This is a genomic window from Arthrobacter sp. 10T44 (assembly GCF_056393885.1).
In genome coordinates this window covers 64998-81791 of sequence record NZ_JBFTGT010000002.1, presented here as the reverse complement: position 1 = coordinate 81791, position 16794 = coordinate 64998, and the positions used below count along the sequence as shown (strand labels likewise).

The window sequence follows — 16794 nt, the reverse complement described above, 5'->3', positions numbered from 1 at the left end:
CCAATCGTCCGCCGGGCCGGAACGCCTCACAGTGAGGGGAGCTCCGCGGCGAGCCAGGTCAGCGATTCGCTGACGCCTGCCTCCAGCTTGATGGTGGCCAGGTCATCGCCGCGGGTCTGCCCACGATTGATGATCACCACCGCCTTGCCCTGCTTGGCGGCGTGCCGGACGAACCGCAGTCCGCTCATCACGGTCAGGGAGGAACCGGCCACCAGCAGGGCCGCGGCGTCGTCCACCATGGCGTAGGAGCGCTCAACCCGGTCCTTGGGCACGTTCTCGCCAAAGTAGACAAAGTCGGGTTTCAGTGTGCCGCCGCAGGCCGGGCAGTTGGCGACGACGAAACCCGCGATCAGCTCCGAATCTTCCACGGTGGCGTCGGCGTCGGGGGCCATTTCCACGACACCGGCGGCGAGTGCTTCCGTCAGGAAGTCAGGGTTGAGTTCCTCCAGCACGCCGGCCAGCAACGAGCGGCTGTAGCGGCGATGGCAGGCCAGGCAGACCACCCGGTCGAAGCGGCCATGCAGGTCCACCACGTTGACGCTCCCGGCGTCCTCGTGCAGCCGGTCCACGTTCTGGGTGATCAGGCCGGTGAGGAGCCCGCGGTGCTCGAGTCGGGCGGCGGCCGCATGGCCGTCGTTAGGATCGGCGCGGCGCAGATGGGACCAGCCGATGTGGTTCCGCGCCCAGTAGCGACGGCGGTTCTCGGGGTCGCCAATGAATTCCTGGTAGGTCATGGGCGCCCGCGGAGCCGCCCCGGGGCCCCGGTAATCCGGGATGCCCGAATCCGTGCTGAGCCCGGCGCCGGTGAGCAACGCGAAGCGCTCCCCCGCGAGGACGCCGTGGATTTCCCGCAGGACCTCGAGTTCGCTCCGCGCCGGTTCGGCGGCAACGACCGGCGGCAGGCTGGCAAAGCCAGTCATGCCGACGCCGGGTCGCCGCTGCCGCATCGCGCCTGTCCCCGTCAGTTCCCTGCGAGCCCCGCCAGGGCGGCGCGGTACTCGGTGAAATCCCGGGCCTGGCCGCGGGGGTTCACCACGACGTAGCGGACCGTTCCGTGGGCGTCGATGATGAAGGTGCCGCGCTTGGCCATGCCGCTGTCGGGGTCAAAGACGCCATAGCGCTCGGCCACGGCACCGTGCGGCCAGAAGTCCGCAAGGAGGTCGAAGGAGTAACCCTCCTTTTCCGCGTAGGCGCGCTGCGCGAACTTGCTGTCCACCGAAACCCCCAGCACGGCGGCGTCGGCGTCCTCGAAGAGCGCAAGGTTGTCCCGGATTTCGCAAAGTTCGCCCGTACAAATGCCGGAGAACGCGAACGGGAAGAACACGAGGACCACATTGCGTCCGCGCAGTTCCGACAGCCGGACCGGCTCACCGAACTGGTTGACCAGCTCAAAGTCGGGGGCGGGCTGGCCGACCGCCGGCACGGCGGTTGCCAGCGCCACTCCTGCGCCGGGTTGGGTCACTTGTTTTTCCGCGTGACCAGCCGGGTGGCGCTCCACTCCTTGGAGACGCCAGCGGACGTGGTGTAGTGCAGGCCTGCGGTGGGCGCGGCATCCTGGATGTCGGCCGGTGAGACGTAGCCCACCCGGCCGTTCTTCGGGGTGAGCACCCAGACCACGCCGCCCTCGGTCAGAGTGGTGCGCGAGCCGACCAGGGTGTCAACGAGGTCCCCGTCGTCGGACCGCCACCAGAGGATCACGGCGTCGACCACCTCATGGTCGTCCTCGTCGAAGAGTTCCGAGCCGGTGAGGTCCTCGATGTCGTCGCGCAAGTCGAAGTCGACGTCGTCGTCATAACCGAATTCTTGAATCAGATCTCCATTTTTGAAACCCAATTTTTCCGCCACATTTACCGAAGTGGCGGCGTCGGCCTCGCTCACGTGGTGCTCCTATGCTGTTTGTACTTCTTGGTGTACTGCTTGGTGGACCCAATGGTGCTAGTGATTTCCATTACTACAAGCCAACACCCTTTGGGCCTTTGCTTCAAGCTGCTAACGCCGCGATCCGCCATATTCTGCGTCACACCGGCCGTTCCGCGGGCCCCGGAGGGGGTCCACGTCACAGAACCAGTATGCCCGTGAAATACGGCGGTGGCCCCATAGGACAGCTACGCATCCGCGGACTGACACGGCTAGAGTGGCTGATGACGACTTTGCCTGCGCGGACAACCGACCGCTAATACAGGCAGGCATGGTTGTGATTGGACCTAGCCCGGCGTACAGGACCGGGCTGCTGTTACCGATATGTCGCACACGTCGCGTTCACGCCAGGCAGTTACCCTGCCGGAGCTGAGGGTGCCGATGAATGCGCTCAAAGAGAGGTTGGACGTGGCTGCAGGAGAAGATACCTCCCATATCCTCAGCGGGTTGACTAACCAGCTGCCTGATCGTGATCCGGAAGAGACCGCCGAATGGCTGGAGTCCCTGGACACCCTGATTCAGGAACAGGGCACCGAGCGTGCCCAATACATCATGCGGAGCCTGCTCCAGCGGGCCGGCGCGCAGAGCGTGGGCGTGCCGATGGTGACCACCACCGACTACGTCAACACCATCCCGGTGGACCAGGAAGCGCCGTTCCCCGGCGATGAAGAGATCGAACGCAAGTACCGCGCCTGGTTGCGCTGGAACGCCGCCGTCATGGTGCACCGCTCCCAGCGTCCCGAGATCGGCGTCGGTGGCCACATTTCCACCTACGCCGGTGCGGCGACCCTCTACGAGGTCGGCTTCAACCACTTCTTCCGCGGCAAGGACCACCCCGGCGGCGGCGACCAGGTCTTCTTCCAGGGCCACGCCTCCCCCGGCATGTACGCCCGCGCTTTCATGGAAGGCCGGCTGACCGAGGAGGACCTGGACGGCTTCCGCCAGGAGAAGTCCAAGGAGGGCCACGCCCTCTCCAGCTACCCGCACCCGCGCCTCATGCCGGAGTTCTGGGAGTTCCCCACCGTGTCCATGGGCATCGGCCCGATGAACGCCATCTACCAGGCGCAGTCGAACCGCTACCTGCACAACCGCGGCATCAAGGACACCTCGGACCAGCAGGTCTGGGCGTTCCTGGGCGACGGCGAAATGGACGAGCCGGAGTCCCGCGGCCTGCTGCAGCTCGCCGCGAACGACAAGCTGGACAACCTCAACTTCGTCATCAACTGCAACCTGCAGCGCCTCGACGGCCCGGTCCGCGGCAACGGCAAGATCATGCAGGAGCTCGAGGCGTTCTTCCGCGGCGCCGGCTGGAACGTCATCAAGGTCGTCTGGGGCCGCGAGTGGGACAACCTGCTCGCCAAGGACGAAGACGGCTCGCTCGTGAAGATCATGAATGAGACGGTCGACGGCGACTACCAGACGTACAAGGCCGAATCCGGCGGATTCGTCCGTGAGCACTTCTTCGGCAAGACCCCGCAGACCAAGGACATGGTCGCGGACATGACGGACCAGGAGATCTGGAACCTCAAGCGCGGCGGCCACGACTACAACAAGGTCTACGCCGCGTACAAGGCCGCCACCGAGTTCAAGGGCAAGCCGACGGTCATCCTGGCCCACACGGTCAAGGGCTACGGCCTGGGCACCCACTTCGAGGGCCGCAACGCGACCCACCAGATGAAGAAGCTCACGCTGGCGGACCTGAAGGCCTTCCGCGACCACCTGCGCATTCCGGTCACGGACGAGCAGCTCGAGGCCGACCCGTACCAGCCGCCGTACTACCACCCCGGCGCCGACGCCCCGGAGATCCAGTACCTGATGGAACGCCGCCGCGCCCTCGGCGGGTTCGTCCCCGAACGCCGCTCCAAGCACACCGACGTCACCCTGCCGGGCGACAAGGCGTACGAGGTCGCCAACCGCGGTTCCGGCAAGCAGCAGGCCGCCACCACCATGGCGTTCGTCCGGCTGCTCAAGGACCTGATGCGGGACAAGGACTTCGGCTCCCGGATCGTGCCGATCATCCCCGATGAGGCACGCACCTTCGGCATGGACGCGTTCTTCCCGACGGCGAAGATCTACAACCCGAACGGCCAGAACTACCTGTCCGTGGACCGCGACCTCGTCCTGGCCTACAAGGAATCCATTGCCGGCCAGATCGTGCACGCCGGCATCAACGAGGCCGGTTCGGTCGCCGCCTTCACCGCGGCGGGCACGTCCTACGCCACGCACGGCGAACCGCTGATCCCGATCTATGTTTTCTACTCGATGTTCGGTTTCCAGCGCACCGGCGACTCCTTCTGGGCCGCCGCCGACCAGATGACCCGCGGGTTCATCATCGGCGCGACCGCCGGACGGACCACGCTGACCGGCGAGGGCCTGCAGCACGCCGACGGCCACTCCCCGATCCTTGCCTCGACCAACCCGGCCGTCGTCACCTACGACCCGGCCTACGGTTACGAGATCGGCGTCATCATGCGTGATGGCCTGCACCGGATGTATGGTCCGGGCCCGGCGGACAACGACCCGGCCCGGAACCTGATGTACTACATCACGGTTTACAACGAGCCGATCGTCCAGCCGCCGGCACCCGCCGAACTCGACGTCGAGGGCATCATCAAGGGCATCTACCTGCTGGCACCGGCCAAGATCGACGGCCCGCGCACGCAGATCCTGGCCTCCGGTGTGTCCGTCCCCTGGGCCCTCGAAGCCCAGCGGCTCCTCGCCGAGGACTGGGGCGTCTCCGCCGATGTCTGGTCCGTGACCTCCTGGACCGAACTGCGCCGCGACGCCATGGCCGCCGAGGAAGACGCCTTCCTCAACCCGGGTCAGCCGGCCCGCGTCCCGTTCGTCACCGAACAGCTCGCCGGCGCCACCGGCCCGATCGTGGCGGTCTCGGACTACATGAAGGCCGTTCCGGACCAGATCCGCCAGTTCATCCCGAACGAGTTCGCCTCGCTCGGCGCTGACGGCTTCGGCTTCTCGGACACCCGCGCCGCCGCTCGCCGCTTCTTCAAGAACGACATCCACTCGATCGTGGTCCGTTCCCTGCAGATGCTGGCCCGCCGCGGCGAGGTCGACGCCCAGGCCCCGGCCCAGGCAATCGAGAAGTACCGCCTGCTCAACGTCAACGCCGGCACCACCGGCAACGCGGGCGGCGACTCTTAGTCTCCAAAGCGAACGCACGACGGCGGTTCCCACCTTCGGGTGGGGGCCGCCGTCGGGCGTTTAAGCCTGTGACGCAGCCCAAAGGGACTTGTAGCCTTTGCACAAATGGAGCTTGGACGGCGGGCACCGTATGCTCGATGCATGGCAGAGCCCACCACCACTCCCGCAAAACGCAAGCCGTCCGTGCGGGCGCTCACCCCGGAGAAGGCCGAGACGCTGAAGAAGCTCCGGGCCAGCGTGGGCCAGCTGTCCACCACGACCCTGCGGCAGCTGGAGAAATCACTGCCCTGGTACAGCCGGCTGAACTCCGATGAGCGCTCCGCCCTGGGCATGGTCGCGCAGAACGGCATTGCCGCTTTTGTCACCTGGTTCGAGCGGCCCAGCTCTCCGTCCTGGATCCTCTCCGATGTCTTTGGCACCGCCCCCACCGAGCTGACCCGCTCGATCAGCCTGCAGAAGGCGCTGCAGCTGATCCGGATCGTCGTGGAGGTGGTCGAGGAGCAGGTGCCGATCATCGCCCCGGAAGCCGACCAGGCCGGCCTGCGCGAGGCCGTGCTGCGCTACTCCCGCGAGGTGGCCTTCGCCGCGGCCGACGTCTACGCCCGCGCCGCCGAGACCCGCGGTTCCTGGGACACCCGGCTGGAGGCGCTGATTGTCGACGCGATCCTGCGCGGCGAAAACACCGACGCGCTGCGCTCCCGGATCGCCGCCTTGGGCTGGAAAGCCCAGGAACGCTTCACCGTGATGGTGGGGAATTCCCCGTCGGAACCCAGCGCCAGCTACGTCAGCGAACTCCGCCGCACGGCCGGGCGCTTCGCCGAGGACGCCCTCGTCGGGATCCAGGGCGACCGGCTGATCCTGATCCTGGGCGGCGTGCAGGACCGCGAAACGGCCTGCCAGAAACTCAGCGAGCTCTTCGCCCCGGGGCCGGTGGTCTACGGCGCCGAGGCCGGATCCCTGCTGGAGGCCAGCAGCTCCGCTCAGTCCGCCTTCGCCGGCCTGACCGCAGCCAAGGCGTGGCCCTCCGCGCCGCGTCCCGTGGCTGCCGATGACCTCCTGCCCGAGCGCGTGATCTCCGGTGACGACGCGGCCCGGCGTTCCCTGGTCAAGAACATTTACCGGCCGCTGGTCGCGGCGTCCAACGGCCTCGTGGAGACCCTCGGGACCTACCTCGAACTCGGCCACTCGCTTGAAGCGACCGCCCGCGAGCTTTTCGTCCACGCCAACACCGTGCGCTACCGGCTCAAGCGTGTCTGCGACGTCACGGGCTGGGATCCGTTGATCCCCCGGGAGGCTTTTGTGCTCCAGGCGGCGCTCGTGGTGGGCCGGCTCTCGGCCCCGCCCAGGCCCTCCGCGGAACGCCAGCCGTCGCGCAACAACTCCTGACCCGTTGTAGACTTCCTACAATCTGACCCAGTGAGCTTGGTGCATGAGAGTACCGATGAATCACGCGGCAATTTGGAAAGCTGGATACGTGCTTGCAATCGTTTGCCCTGGACAGGGCTCCCAGACCCCTGGTTTTCTAGCCCCCTGGCTGGAATTGCCTCCCGTCGCAGGCCATTTGGCCTCCCTTAGCGAAATAGCAGGTATCGACCTCACCGCCCACGGAACCACCTCCGATGAGGAGACCATCAAGGACACCGCCGTCGCGCAGCCCCTGATCGTCGCCGCCGGACTCGTGGCCGCCAAGTCGCTCTTCGACGTCGAACTGGGCACCCTCCCGGTCATCCTCGCCGGACACTCGGTCGGCGAAATCACCGCCTCCGCCCTGGCCGGTGTCCTGACCGAGACCGAAGCGATGACCTTTGTCCGCGAACGCGCCAACGGCATGGCCGCGGCCGCCGCGGCCACCCCCACCGGCATGAGCGCAGTCGTGGGCGGGGACCCCGCCGAAGTCCTGGCCGCGATCGAGGCCTGCGGCCTCACCCCGGCCAACGTCAACGGCGCCGGCCAGACCGTCGCGGCCGGCACCCTGGAGCAGCTGAAGGCCCTCGCCGACAATCCCCCGGCCAAGGCCCGAGTGATCCCGCTGAAAGTCGCCGGCGCGTTCCACACCTCGCACATGTCCCCCGCGGTCGCCGCGCTGAAGGCCCTCCGGCCCTCGCTGCACCCGCGGAACCCGCAGGTCCCGCTGCTGTCCAACTTCGACGGCGCGGAGGTCACCGACGGCGGTGCCGCCGTCGACAGCCTGATTGCCCAGGTCTCCCGCCCGGTCCGCTGGGATCTCTGCATGGAGACCCTCGTGAAGCGCGGCGTGACCGGAGTGATCGAACTGGCCCCGGCCGGGACGCTGGCCGGCCTGGCCAAGCGCGGCATGCCCGGCGTGAAGACCGTCACCGTCAAGACCCCGGATGACCTTTCCGCCGCCTTGGCCCTATTCGCAGAACTGGAGGGAGGGGAATGAGCGCTCCTACTCTGAAGCAGGCTCCCCTGCAGGAAAACACCCGGGTGATGGGCGTCGGCGCGTACCGGCCCAGCGTGATCGTCACCAACGAGGACGTTTGCCAGTGGATCGACTCCTCGGACGAGTGGATCCGGCAGCGCACCGGCATCATCACGCGCCACCGGGCCCCCGCCGACGTCAGCGTGATCGACATGGCCGAGGGCGCGTCCCGCGAGGCCCTGGAAAAGGCCGGCATTGAGGCCTCCGAGCTCGGCGCGGTAATCGTCTCCACCGTCACCCACCCGTATGCGACGCCCTCGGCCGCCGCAAGCCTGGCCGACCGTCTCGGCGCCACCCCGGCACCGGCGTTCGACATCTCCGCCGCCTGCGCCGGCTACTGCTACGGCATCGCCCAGGCCGACGCGCTGGTCCGCTCCGGCGCGGCCAAGTACGTGCTCGTGGTCGGTGCGGAGAAACTCTCCGACGTCATCGACAACACCGAGCGCACCATCTCCTTCCTGCTCGGCGACGGCGCCGGCGCCGTCGTCATCGGACCCTCAGACACCCCGGGCATCGGCCCCTCGGTATGGGGTTCGGACGGCAGCAAGTGGGACGCCATCGGCATGACCCACTCGATGCTGGACATCCGCGACTTCGCCGCCGCCGGCAAGCGTGACACCGCCCTCAGCGAGGGCGAGGCCGCCGTCACCGAGGCGGCCCTGTGGCCCACGCTGCGGCAGGACGGCCAGACGGTGTTCCGTTGGGCGGTCTGGGAAATGGCCAAGGTGGCCCAGCAGGCCCTCGACGCCGCCGGGATCAAGGCCGAGGACCTCGCGGCCTTCATCCCGCACCAGGCCAACATGCGGATCATCGATGAGATGGCCAAGAAGCTCAAGCTTCCGGAGACCGTCAAGGTCGCCCGGGATATCGCCGAAGCAGGCAACACCTCGGCAGCCTCCATCCCCCTCGCCACCCACCGCTTGCTTCAGGAAAACCCTGAATTGAGCGGCGGACTGGCACTGCAGATCGGGTTCGGAGCCGGACTTGTCTTCGGCGCCCAGGTGATTGTGCTTCCGTAGGCGGCCACCGCACTTCCCAAGCTGAACGCATTCCTCAACAGCACGGATTCCCAACCAAGCCGAACCCTCGGTTTGAATCATTTCGCCCGACGTTCCCGGCACAACCACCGGAAGCCGACGGCAACAACAAGAAAAGGAGCCATCAATGGCTAACAACGAAGAGATCCTGGCCGGCCTGGCCGAAATCGTCAACGAAGAGACCGGCCTGGCCCCCGAGGCTGTCGAGCTGGACAAGTCCTTCACCGAGGACCTGGACATCGACTCCATCTCCATGATGACCATCGTGGTCAACGCCGAGGAAAAGTTTGGCGTGCGCATCCCGGACGAAGAGGTCAAGAACCTCAAGACCGTCGGCGACGCTGTCAGCTTCATCGCCAACGCCCAGGCCTAATTCCGCCTGCGCCTTGGCTCCGGCCGGTAACCGGCCGGAGCTTGTGGCCGGCAACGGCCGGGCTTGTGGCCGGTCCGGGACGCTTCGACAGCGTCCCGGACCGGAACACCACAGTTCAATCCCTGATTTCTGCATGACCACCGAGTTTTCCCTACGCAGGCCCCGGCCGCCTTCACCAGGTTCCGGATACGGCAGGCGCACCGACAGAGAGTGATCCCATGGCACGCAAAGTAGTCATTACCGGTCTGGGTGCCACCACACCCATTGGCGGCGATGTCCCCACGATGTGGAAGAACGCGCTGAAGGGCGTCTCCGGCGCGCACACGCTTGAGGACGACTGGGTGGCCAAGTACGAGCTGCCCGTGCACTTCGCTGCTCGGGCCTCCAACCCCGCCACCGAGGTCCTGAGCCGCGTCGAGGCCAAGCGCATGGACCCGTCGACGCAGTTCGCCGTCGTCGCCTCCCGCGAGGCATGGGCCGACGCCGGCATCACCGACATCGATCATGACCGCCTGGCCGTCGCCTTCGCCACCGGCATCGGCGGCGTCTGGACCCTCCTGGACGCCTGGGACACCCTGCGCGAAAAGGGGCCCCGCCGTGTCCTCCCCATGACCGTCCCCATGCTGATGCCCAACGGCCCCGCCGCGGCCGTCAGCCTGGACCTCGGCGCCCGTGCCGGCGCCCACACCCCCGTCTCCGCCTGCGCGTCCGGCACCGAAGCCGTGCACATGGGCCTGGACCTGATCCGCTCCGGCAAGGCCGACGTCGTCGTCTGCGGCGGCGCCGAAGCCGCCATCCACCCGATGCCGATCGCCGCGTTCGCCTCGATGCAGGCGCTGTCCCGCCGCAACGACGATCCCGAGCATGCCTCGCGCCCCTACGACCGCGACCGCGACGGCTTCGTGATGGGCGAAGGCGCCGGCGCTCTGGTGCTCGAGGCCGAGGAGCACGCCCTCGCCCGCGGCGCCCGAATCTACGCCGAACTCGCCGGCACCTCGGTAACCGCCGACGCGTACCACATCACGGCCCCGGACCCGGAGGGCCTCGGCGCCACCCGCGCCCTGAAGGCAGCCATGTTCGACGGCCGCATCCAGGCCGAGGACGTGGTGCACGTCAATGCGCACGCCACCTCCACCCCGGTCGGCGATAAGCCCGAGTACACCGCCCTCAAGGCCGCCCTCGGCAGCCACGTGGATAACGTGGCCGTCTCCGCCACCAAGTCGCAGATGGGCCACCTGCTGGGTGCCTCCGGCGCGGTGGAGGCCGTACTGACCGTCATGGCCGTATACGACCGCAAGGCGCCCGTGACGATCAACCTCGAGAACCAGGATCCGGAGATCCCGCTCGACATCGTCACCTCCGAGCGCGCCTTGCCCGGCGGCAGCATCGTGGCACTGAGCAACTCGTTCGGCTTCGGCGGCCACAACGCCGTCATCGCCGTCCGCAGCGTCTAACCCGCCGGGGCCCGCTCAACTGGGCCTCCACGCCGAAATGACAGATGGCGGCAATGTTCCTGGTGAACATTGCCGCCATCTGTCATTTGGCGTTGCTATGGAGTGTGGTGCGGTACGTCCAGGGTCGTGGGAAGAGCCCCAGAGTGGCTAGCCGACCTGGTGAAGCCAGCGTACGGGGGCGCCTTCGGCGGCGTGCCGGAAGGGTTCGAGTTCCTCGTCCCAGGCCTCGCCGAGGGCCAGCGAGAGCTCATGGTAGACCGCGGAAGGGTCGCCGGCGCCGGATTCGTAGGCGTAGCGGATGCGGTCCTCGGAGACCATGATGTTGCCGTGCACGTCCGTGACGGCGTGGAAGATGCCGAGTTCCGGGGTGTGCGACCAGCGGCCGCCGTCGACGCCCTGGCTGGGCTCCTCGGTGACCTCGTAGCGCAGGTGAGCCCAGCCGCGGAGCGCAGACGCCAACTGAGCCCCCGTGCCCGGTGTTCCGGTCCACGACAGCTCGGCCCGGAACATTCCGGGCGCAGCGGGCTGGGCAGTCCACTCGAGGTCCGTGCGCTTGTCCACGACAGACCCAATGGCCCACTCAACGTGGGGGCACAGGGCGGTCGGGGCCGAGTGTACGAACAGGACACCGCGGGTTAGTGCAACAGACATTCCATCCTCCATAGCTATAGGTACGTCTTCCCCAACGACCTCTGCCTGGATGCCTGTCTGCTGCGTGGATCCGCGTGCGGGGCTCTTGGCCCCTGCCAGACTATTCAGTTTCTTCAAAACAACAATATGCAAAAAATATGTCCGGTTCTCAGGTGGTAAATCGATGCTTTAGCGGTTCAAGCACCACTTGAAAGTTGCCGGGCGTGAGTCTCATTGTGCCGTACCCCGCCTAATTACGCCAGTGCAATTCGGCGCGTCGCTCCCGGCGAGTCGTTCCGGCTTTGCTAATGGTCCACAGGTGCCCTTGACACGCCCCGGAGGGGCCCCCGGGAGCCCTGATGGCCCAGGTCGCGGCGCCGTGCCGGACGGCGGCCGGTCAAGCCCGCGGATGCGCCTGCTGGTAGCTTTTCCGGAGCCGGTCTACGGAGACGTGGGTGTAGATCTGGGTGGTTGCCAGGCTGCTGTGCCCCAGGATTTCCTGCACCGCGCGGAGGTCCGCCCCGCCGTCGAGCAGGTGGGTTGCCGCCGAGTGCCGCAGTGCGTGCGGACCCGTGGCCGAGGTGTCCCCCAGCCCGTCCAGCAGCCCCTTGACGACGCTACGGACCTGCCGCTGGTCCACCCGCTTTCCGCGCGCCCCGAGGAAGAGCGCGGGGCCGGAGCCGTCCGCCGCCAGGGCCGGGCGTCCACGGCGCAGCCAGTCGTCGACGGCGACCGCGGCCGGGAGGCCGTAGGGAACCGTCCGCTCCTTGTTGCCCTTGCCGAGCACCCGCAGGGTCCGGCGGTCCGGGTCGAGATCGTCGATGTCCAGGCCGGCCAGCTCGCCGACGCGGACGCCCGTGGCGTAGAGCAGCTCCAGCATGGCGCGGTTGCGCAGGGCCAGCGGCTCCCCTTCCGCGGCGGCCGACTCGGCTCCGGCCACCAGCCGCTGCACCTGCCCCTGCTGCAGCACGCCGGGCAGGGACTTCTCCCGTTTCGGGGCCTTCAGCCGCAGGGCGGGGTCGGCGGCGATGAGCTCCTCGCGGACGGCCCACGCGGTGAAGGCCCGCGCGGTGGCCGCGCGCCGGGCCAGCGTGGCTCGTGACATCCCGGCTTCGCTCTGGGTGCCAAGCCAGCGCCGCAGTGTGCCGAGTTCCAGGTGTGCCAGATCCTCCGCGCCCTCCGAGACCGCATGCGCCAACAGGCTTCCGACGTCGGAAAGGTAGGCGCGGACGGTGTGGGCGGAGCGGCCCCGCTCAGCCTCCAGATACCGGCCGAAGCCGTGGGCGGCCGCAGCGAGCGCTGGGGGAAGTTGCTGTGTTGACACCCTCCCACTCTCCCAGCAATTTGGCCGGCGCCAGCGCAGTCCGGCGGCGCGCCGCCAACGCCCGCGTGCTTGCTCCGCACCATGCTGGAAGTCGCGGCGCGGGGCGGCATGGCGTTTTGCCCCCGGGCGGTGATGCGCCACCGAGCTGGTGCATCGCGTCAGCCCGCCTTGGCGGAGCGTTTCCAGCCGCCACGGTGTGATTCGGCCAGGCCCAGCAGTCCGAGCCGCCCAAGACCAGCCCTGACCGATTCCGGGCTCAGCCCGGCGACCACGGAAAGCTTCTCAATAGTGCTGGTGATCCGCAGCGGAAGGGCGTCCAGGAGAATGAGGTCTTCGAGGGTCAGCCCGTCGTGGGCCTCCGCCCGGCCCGCCTTGGCCTCCGGCAGCGCCTCGCCGCTCGGCGAGGCCAGTTCCGCGATCTCGGCCGCGTCCGTGACGCACACTGCGCCGCCTTCGCGCAGCAACCGGTGGCAGCCGGCCGAGTTGGCACTGTGCACCGAGCCCGGCACCGCGCCGACCGCCCTGCCCAGGGTCTCGGCATGGTGGGCGGTGTTGAGCGCCCCGGATCTCCACCGGGCTTCGACCACCACCGTGACGGCGGCCAGCGCAGCGATGAGCCTGTTGCGTTGCAGGAAGCGGTACCGTGTGGGGGCAGAACCCGGCGGGACCTCGGCCAGCACGGCGCCCTGGTTGGCCACCGCACGGAGCAGATCCTCATTGCCCGCGGGGTAGAACCGGTCCACTCCCCCTGCCATGACGGCGATAGTTGGCAGGCCCGCGGCGGCCCCGGCCAGGGCGGCCCGATGGGCGTGGGCGTCAATCCCGTAGGCTCCGCCGGAGATGATCGTGAAGCCCCGCTGGGCCAGCCCATAAGCGAGGTCACCCGTTACTGCAGAGCCGTAGGCTGTGCTGTCGCGGGAGCCCACCAGCGCAATGGCTTTGTGAACTCGCGGCAACTCCTGTTCCACGCCCCGCCACCAGAGGCAGAGCGGCTCCTGCAGCCCCAGGTCCGCGAGCTGGCCGGGCCACGAGTTGTCCGCCGGGATAATCAGGCGGCCGCCGAGGCGTTGCATGGTCGCCAGGTCGCGCTCCGGCGCCAGGTCGGGTACCCGCGGTGCCCAGCGCTTCAGTGCCATGCCCAGGCCGGTCCAGCCGCCGCCGGCGCCGTTCTGCTCTAGCACCTGGGACAGTTCCTGCTCCAGCCTCGGGCCGGCCGGCAGTTGCCCGGTGGCGATCCGCAGCGCATCCTCGGCGCCGGCAACCCGGACGAGCGCCAGGCCGGCGGCGTCCTGGGGTTCCAGAAGCCTGGACAGCGCCGCCCGGGCGGTCCTTTCGTTCTGTGTCATGGTGCTGCTCTCTCCTCTTCCGGTGCTGCTGTGGTGCTGATAGCGGGGCGTGGCGGGATGGGACAGCTCGGCGCCGTCACGCGGCAGCCGACGCGGATTGCCGAAGATTGAGCGCTTGACCGATGTCATCCGCGTCCGGCCCGTCGCGGCCGGAGAGATCCGCAAGGGTCCACGCCAGACGCAGCACCCGGTCATAGCCGCGGGCCGTCAGGGCGCCGCGTTCCAGCGCATGGTCGAGGATCCGCGTTGTCGGTCCCGAGAGCCGCAGGGGGCCGCGGAGCACCCGTCCGGGAACCTGCGAGTTCGTTTCCAGTCCGAGCGGCCGGAGCCGGTCCAGCTGGCGCTCCCGGGCGGCGCGCACCCTGGCGGCGATGTCGGCTGTGGCCTCTTCGGCCCGGGGCTGGCCGAAGTCTGCGAGTGCGACGCGCTCGACCTCCAGCTGGATGTCGACCCGGTCCAGCAGCGGCCCCGACATCCTAGCGAGATAACGGCGCCGCATCATCGGGGTGCAGGTGCAATTCACGCCCTTTCCGGAGGCTTTGCCGCAGGGACAGGGGTTGGCAGCGAGGACCAGCTGGAACCGGGCCGGGTAGGCAGCGGTGCCCGCCGAGCGGTGGATGACCAGTTCGCCGCTTTCGAGTGGCTGCCGGAGTGCGTCGAGGACCCGGCGCTCGTATTCGGGGGCTTCATCGAGAAACAACACGCCACGGTGAGCCCTGGACGCCGCGCCGGGCCGAGGCAATCCGGATCCTCCGCCGATAATGGCAGCCGCGGTGGCGGTGTGGTGCGGATTCTCGTAGGGCGGCCGCCGCAGCAGCGTGACGGAAGCCGAGGTGAGCGAACTGAGGGAATGAATGGCCGTCACCTCCATGGCTTCCCGGTCACCGAGATCAGGGAGCAACCCGGGCAGGCGCTCTGCCAGCATGGTCTTGCCTGCCCCGGGCGGGCCGGTGAACAGCACGTGATGCGCTCCGGCGGCGGCCACTTCCAGGGCCCGGCGCCCGTCAGACTGGCCGGAGACGTCGCACATATCCGGTGCCAGGCCGGCCGGGGCCATCCCGTCGACGTCGTCGGCATCCGCGGTGTCCGGCTCGAAGTCCAGGGCAAGGTCCTGCGGGTCGGCGCCGAAATCGAACGCCAGCCTGGCCAGGGTCCGGTAGCCGCGGACCCTGGCGCCGGGCACCAGCTCTGCTTCGGCGGCGTTGGCTTGGGCCACCACAACGTCGGGATACCCCGCCTGAACAGCCGCCATCACGGCCGGCAGAATGCCGCGGACCGGACGCAGCCGCCCGTCCAGGCCAAGTTCGGCGATGAAGACATGGCGTCCGGTGGAGCGCACGTCGTTGGCGGCCAGCAGCACCGCCATGGCGATGGAGAGGTCGAATCCGGAGCCGCGCTTGGGCAGCGACGCCGGAATGAGGTTCGCGGTGATCTTCCGGCGGCTGAGCGGGATCCCGGAGTTTTGCGCCGCAGACCGGATCCGTTCCTTGGCCTCATTCAGCGAGGCGTCCGGCAGGCCGAGGATCACGAACGCGGGCAGGGTCTGGCCGATGTCGGCCTCGACCTCGACGATGTAGCCGTTCAGGCCGACCAGCGCCACCGAATAGGTCCGTCCCAGCGCCATCTACCCCACCCCTCTGAGGTGTTCGATGGCCGGGGAACCGGTCCCGTCGTCGACCACGGCGATGACGTCTACGCGGCGCAGCGGCATCCGCAGCTCATGGTCCCGGCACCAGGCCGAGGCCAGCCGGTGCAGCCGGGCGAGCTTGTCCACGCCCACGGCTTCGAACGGGTGCCCGTAGGCGAGGGATCTTCGGGTCTTGACCTCGGCGATGACCAGGGCGTCGCCGTCGAGCGCGACGATATCGATTTCACCCTCGGGGCAACGCCAGTTGCGGTCAACAATCCGCATCCCCTGGGCTTCGATAAAGCCGGCGGCGAGTTCCTCGCCGCGCCGGCCCAGCATGTCCTTAGCTCTCATGCCTCCAGCGTGGATCGCAGGGCGGCCAGCACGCGGACAAAAATTCGGCTATGTGGGTAACTTCAGGTCACGCGAGGCAGGAATCAGTTGCCCAGGCCCTCGACCTTGGGCAGGGCGAGCTCCTCGCTGCGCGGGAGTTCCTCGACGTTGACGTCTTTGAAAGTGATGACGCGGACGCTCTTGACGAACCGGGCGGAGCGGTAGACATCCCACACCCAGGCGTCCTGCAGGGTCAGGTCGAAGTAGACCTCGCCGTCGGCGCTGCGCGCTTGCAGGTCCACGTGGTTGGCCAGGTAGAAACGCCGTTCGGTCTCGACCACATAGCTGAACAGCCCGACGACGTCGCGGTATTCGCGGTAGAGCTGTAGCTCCATGTCGGTCTCATAGTTTTCAAGGTCCTCGGCACTCATGGTTCCATCTTGCACCATCGGGCGCCGGGCGCGCGCCACCGCTCAGTCGCCGAGCAGTTGCCAGCTCACCCGGTGGTACGGCGTGGGGCCGGCGGCGCGGAGGGCCTCCTTGTGCGCAGCGGTGCCGTAGCCCTTGTTCTCGTTCCAGCCGAACGCCGGGTACTCGGTGTGCAGGACAGCCATCTGCCGGTCACGTTCGACCTTGGCCAGCACGGATGCGGCGGCCACGCTGAGGCACTGCATGTCGGCCTTGACCAGGGTGTGGACCGGCGCGTCACAGCCCGGCTCCTCGGGGCCCTCGTCGAACAGCGAGGCCTGCGCCACGGGTGAGAGCCAGTTGTGGCTGCCGTCCAGGAGCACCACGTCCGGTGTCACACCGGCGGCCAGCACCGCGAACCAGGCACGGTTGCCGGCGAGCCGGAGCGCGCCGATGATCCCCAGCGCGTCGATTTCCGCCGCGCTGGCGTGCCCCACGGCCGAGGCGACGCTCCAGCTGCGCACCAGCGGTTCGAGCCGTTCCCGGTCCGCGACCTTGAGCAGCTTACTGTCCCGCACGTCGGCGAGCAGCTTCTGCTTATGCAGGTCCACGACGGCGATTCCGACGCTGACGGGTCCGGCCAGGGCACCACGTCCCACCTCGTCGATCCCGGCGAGCAGCCGCGCGCCGGAGCCACGGAAGCGGCGCTCGTAGTCGAGGGTTGGAGCTTCGGACACTGC

16 protein-coding genes are annotated in these 16794 nt (G+C 68.3%); 6 read left to right on the top strand and 10 right to left on the bottom strand.

The window, feature by feature from the left end:
* Positions 1 to 26 precede the first annotated feature (26 nt).
* Genes AC1DBL_RS04865 through AC1DBL_RS04855 form a run of 3 tightly spaced genes read right to left on the bottom strand, consistent with a single transcriptional unit; the run spans position 27 to position 1878 of the window.
* Positions 27 to 947, bottom strand: a complete 921-nt coding sequence (locus AC1DBL_RS04865) for an NAD-dependent protein deacetylase (RefSeq protein WP_441417524.1) — start codon at positions 945 to 947, stop codon at positions 27 to 29.
* Between the two features lie 14 nt (positions 948 to 961).
* Entirely contained in the window at positions 962 to 1462 is a 501-nt protein-coding gene (locus AC1DBL_RS04860; RefSeq protein WP_476892358.1) for a peroxiredoxin, read from the bottom strand.
* Positions 1459 to 1878, bottom strand: coding sequence for a DUF3052 domain-containing protein (locus AC1DBL_RS04855; protein ID WP_175320867.1), 420 nt, complete (start codon positions 1876 to 1878; stop codon positions 1459 to 1461). Before AC1DBL_RS04855 ends, AC1DBL_RS04860 begins: the two co-directional genes overlap by 4 nt.
* A gap of 420 nt (positions 1879 to 2298) precedes the next feature.
* Between AC1DBL_RS04855 and aceE the strand changes: the two genes are divergently transcribed.
* The 6 genes from aceE to fabF all read left to right on the top strand — a co-directional run bounded on the left by aceE (position 2299) and on the right by fabF (position 10386).
* On the top strand, positions 2299 to 5079 hold the full coding sequence (aceE, locus tag AC1DBL_RS04850) for a pyruvate dehydrogenase (acetyl-transferring), homodimeric type (RefSeq protein WP_476892357.1): 2781 nt from the start codon (positions 2299 to 2301) through the stop codon (positions 5077 to 5079).
* A 141-nt stretch (positions 5080 to 5220) separates the two neighbouring features.
* Positions 5221 to 6465, top strand: coding sequence for a PucR family transcriptional regulator (locus AC1DBL_RS04845; RefSeq protein WP_441417521.1), 1245 nt, complete (start codon positions 5221 to 5223; stop codon positions 6463 to 6465).
* An 88-nt stretch (positions 6466 to 6553) separates the two neighbouring features.
* A complete protein-coding gene (locus AC1DBL_RS04840; protein WP_476892356.1) occupies positions 6554 to 7483 on the top strand; it encodes an ACP S-malonyltransferase in 930 nt (309 codons plus the stop codon).
* A complete protein-coding gene (locus AC1DBL_RS04835; protein WP_476892355.1) occupies positions 7480 to 8541 on the top strand; it encodes a beta-ketoacyl-ACP synthase III in 1062 nt (353 codons plus the stop codon). The genes AC1DBL_RS04840 and AC1DBL_RS04835 overlap by 4 nt, the downstream gene beginning before the upstream one ends.
* 145 nt (positions 8542 to 8686) lie before the next feature.
* A complete protein-coding gene (locus tag AC1DBL_RS04830; RefSeq protein ID WP_091256299.1) occupies positions 8687 to 8932 on the top strand; it encodes an acyl carrier protein in 246 nt (81 codons plus the stop codon).
* Between the two features lie 218 nt (positions 8933 to 9150).
* Positions 9151 to 10386, top strand: a complete 1236-nt coding sequence (gene fabF, locus AC1DBL_RS04825) for a beta-ketoacyl-ACP synthase II (RefSeq protein ID WP_476892354.1) — start codon at positions 9151 to 9153, stop codon at positions 10384 to 10386.
* Between the two features lie 147 nt (positions 10387 to 10533).
* Here the strand turns inward: fabF and AC1DBL_RS04820 are convergent, their stop codons facing one another.
* The 7 genes from AC1DBL_RS04820 to AC1DBL_RS04790 form a co-directional block, all read right to left on the bottom strand.
* Entirely contained in the window at positions 10534 to 11037 is a 504-nt protein-coding gene (locus tag AC1DBL_RS04820) for a DUF3145 domain-containing protein (protein ID WP_136322385.1), read from the bottom strand.
* Between the two features lie 376 nt (positions 11038 to 11413).
* Positions 11414 to 12340, bottom strand: a complete 927-nt coding sequence (locus tag AC1DBL_RS04815) for a tyrosine recombinase XerC (protein ID WP_441417518.1) — start codon at positions 12338 to 12340, stop codon at positions 11414 to 11416.
* A gap of 158 nt (positions 12341 to 12498) precedes the next feature.
* Positions 12499 to 13686 (bottom strand): DNA-processing protein DprA, encoded by a 1188-nt coding sequence (gene dprA / locus AC1DBL_RS04810; protein WP_441417517.1) that lies wholly within the window; start codon positions 13684 to 13686, stop codon positions 12499 to 12501.
* Positions 13687 to 13762: 76 nt separating this feature from the next.
* Complete coding sequence (locus AC1DBL_RS04805) at positions 13763 to 15310, bottom strand: YifB family Mg chelatase-like AAA ATPase (protein WP_441417516.1); 1548 nt, start codon at positions 15308 to 15310, stop codon at positions 13763 to 13765.
* Positions 15311 to 15667 (bottom strand): YraN family protein, encoded by a 357-nt coding sequence (locus AC1DBL_RS04800; RefSeq protein WP_441417515.1) that lies wholly within the window; start codon positions 15665 to 15667, stop codon positions 15311 to 15313.
* A gap of 83 nt (positions 15668 to 15750) precedes the next feature.
* Positions 15751 to 16077 carry a DUF2469 domain-containing protein gene (locus AC1DBL_RS04795; protein ID WP_056426737.1) on the bottom strand — a complete coding sequence of 109 codons (327 nt, stop codon included), beginning with the start codon at positions 16075 to 16077 and terminating at the stop codon, positions 15751 to 15753.
* A 42-nt stretch (positions 16078 to 16119) separates the two neighbouring features.
* A complete protein-coding gene (locus tag AC1DBL_RS04790) occupies positions 16120 to 16791 on the bottom strand; it encodes a ribonuclease HII (RefSeq protein WP_441417514.1) in 672 nt (223 codons plus the stop codon).
* Between the last annotated feature and the right edge of the window lie 3 nt (positions 16792 to 16794).

Excerpts from the sequence above, each read along its gene's own strand:
- AC1DBL_RS04845 (WP_441417521.1), top strand. The coding sequence starts at position 5,221 with ATGGCAGAGCCCACCACCACTCCCGCAAAACGCAAGCCGTCCGTGCGG.
- AC1DBL_RS04820 (WP_136322385.1), bottom strand. The coding sequence starts at position 11,037 with ATGTCTGTTGCACTAACCCGCGGTGTCCTGTTCGTACACTCGGCCCCG.
- AC1DBL_RS04800 (WP_441417515.1), bottom strand. The coding sequence starts at position 15,667 with ATGAGAGCTAAGGACATGCTGGGCCGGCGCGGCGAGGAACTCGCCGCC.
- fabF (WP_476892354.1), top strand. The coding sequence starts at position 9,151 with ATGGCACGCAAAGTAGTCATTACCGGTCTGGGTGCCACCACACCCATT.
- AC1DBL_RS04835 (WP_476892355.1), top strand. The coding sequence starts at position 7,480 with ATGAGCGCTCCTACTCTGAAGCAGGCTCCCCTGCAGGAAAACACCCGG.
- AC1DBL_RS04865 (WP_441417524.1), bottom strand. The coding sequence starts at position 947 with ATGCGGCAGCGGCGACCCGGCGTCGGCATGACTGGCTTTGCCAGCCTG.
- aceE (WP_476892357.1), top strand. The coding sequence starts at position 2,299 with ATGAATGCGCTCAAAGAGAGGTTGGACGTGGCTGCAGGAGAAGATACC.
- dprA (WP_441417517.1), bottom strand. The coding sequence starts at position 13,686 with ATGACACAGAACGAAAGGACCGCCCGGGCGGCGCTGTCCAGGCTTCTG.
- AC1DBL_RS04830 (WP_091256299.1), top strand. The coding sequence starts at position 8,687 with ATGGCTAACAACGAAGAGATCCTGGCCGGCCTGGCCGAAATCGTCAAC.
- AC1DBL_RS04805 (WP_441417516.1), bottom strand. The coding sequence starts at position 15,310 with ATGGCGCTGGGACGGACCTATTCGGTGGCGCTGGTCGGCCTGAACGGC.
- AC1DBL_RS04795 (WP_056426737.1), bottom strand. The coding sequence starts at position 16,077 with ATGAGTGCCGAGGACCTTGAAAACTATGAGACCGACATGGAGCTACAG.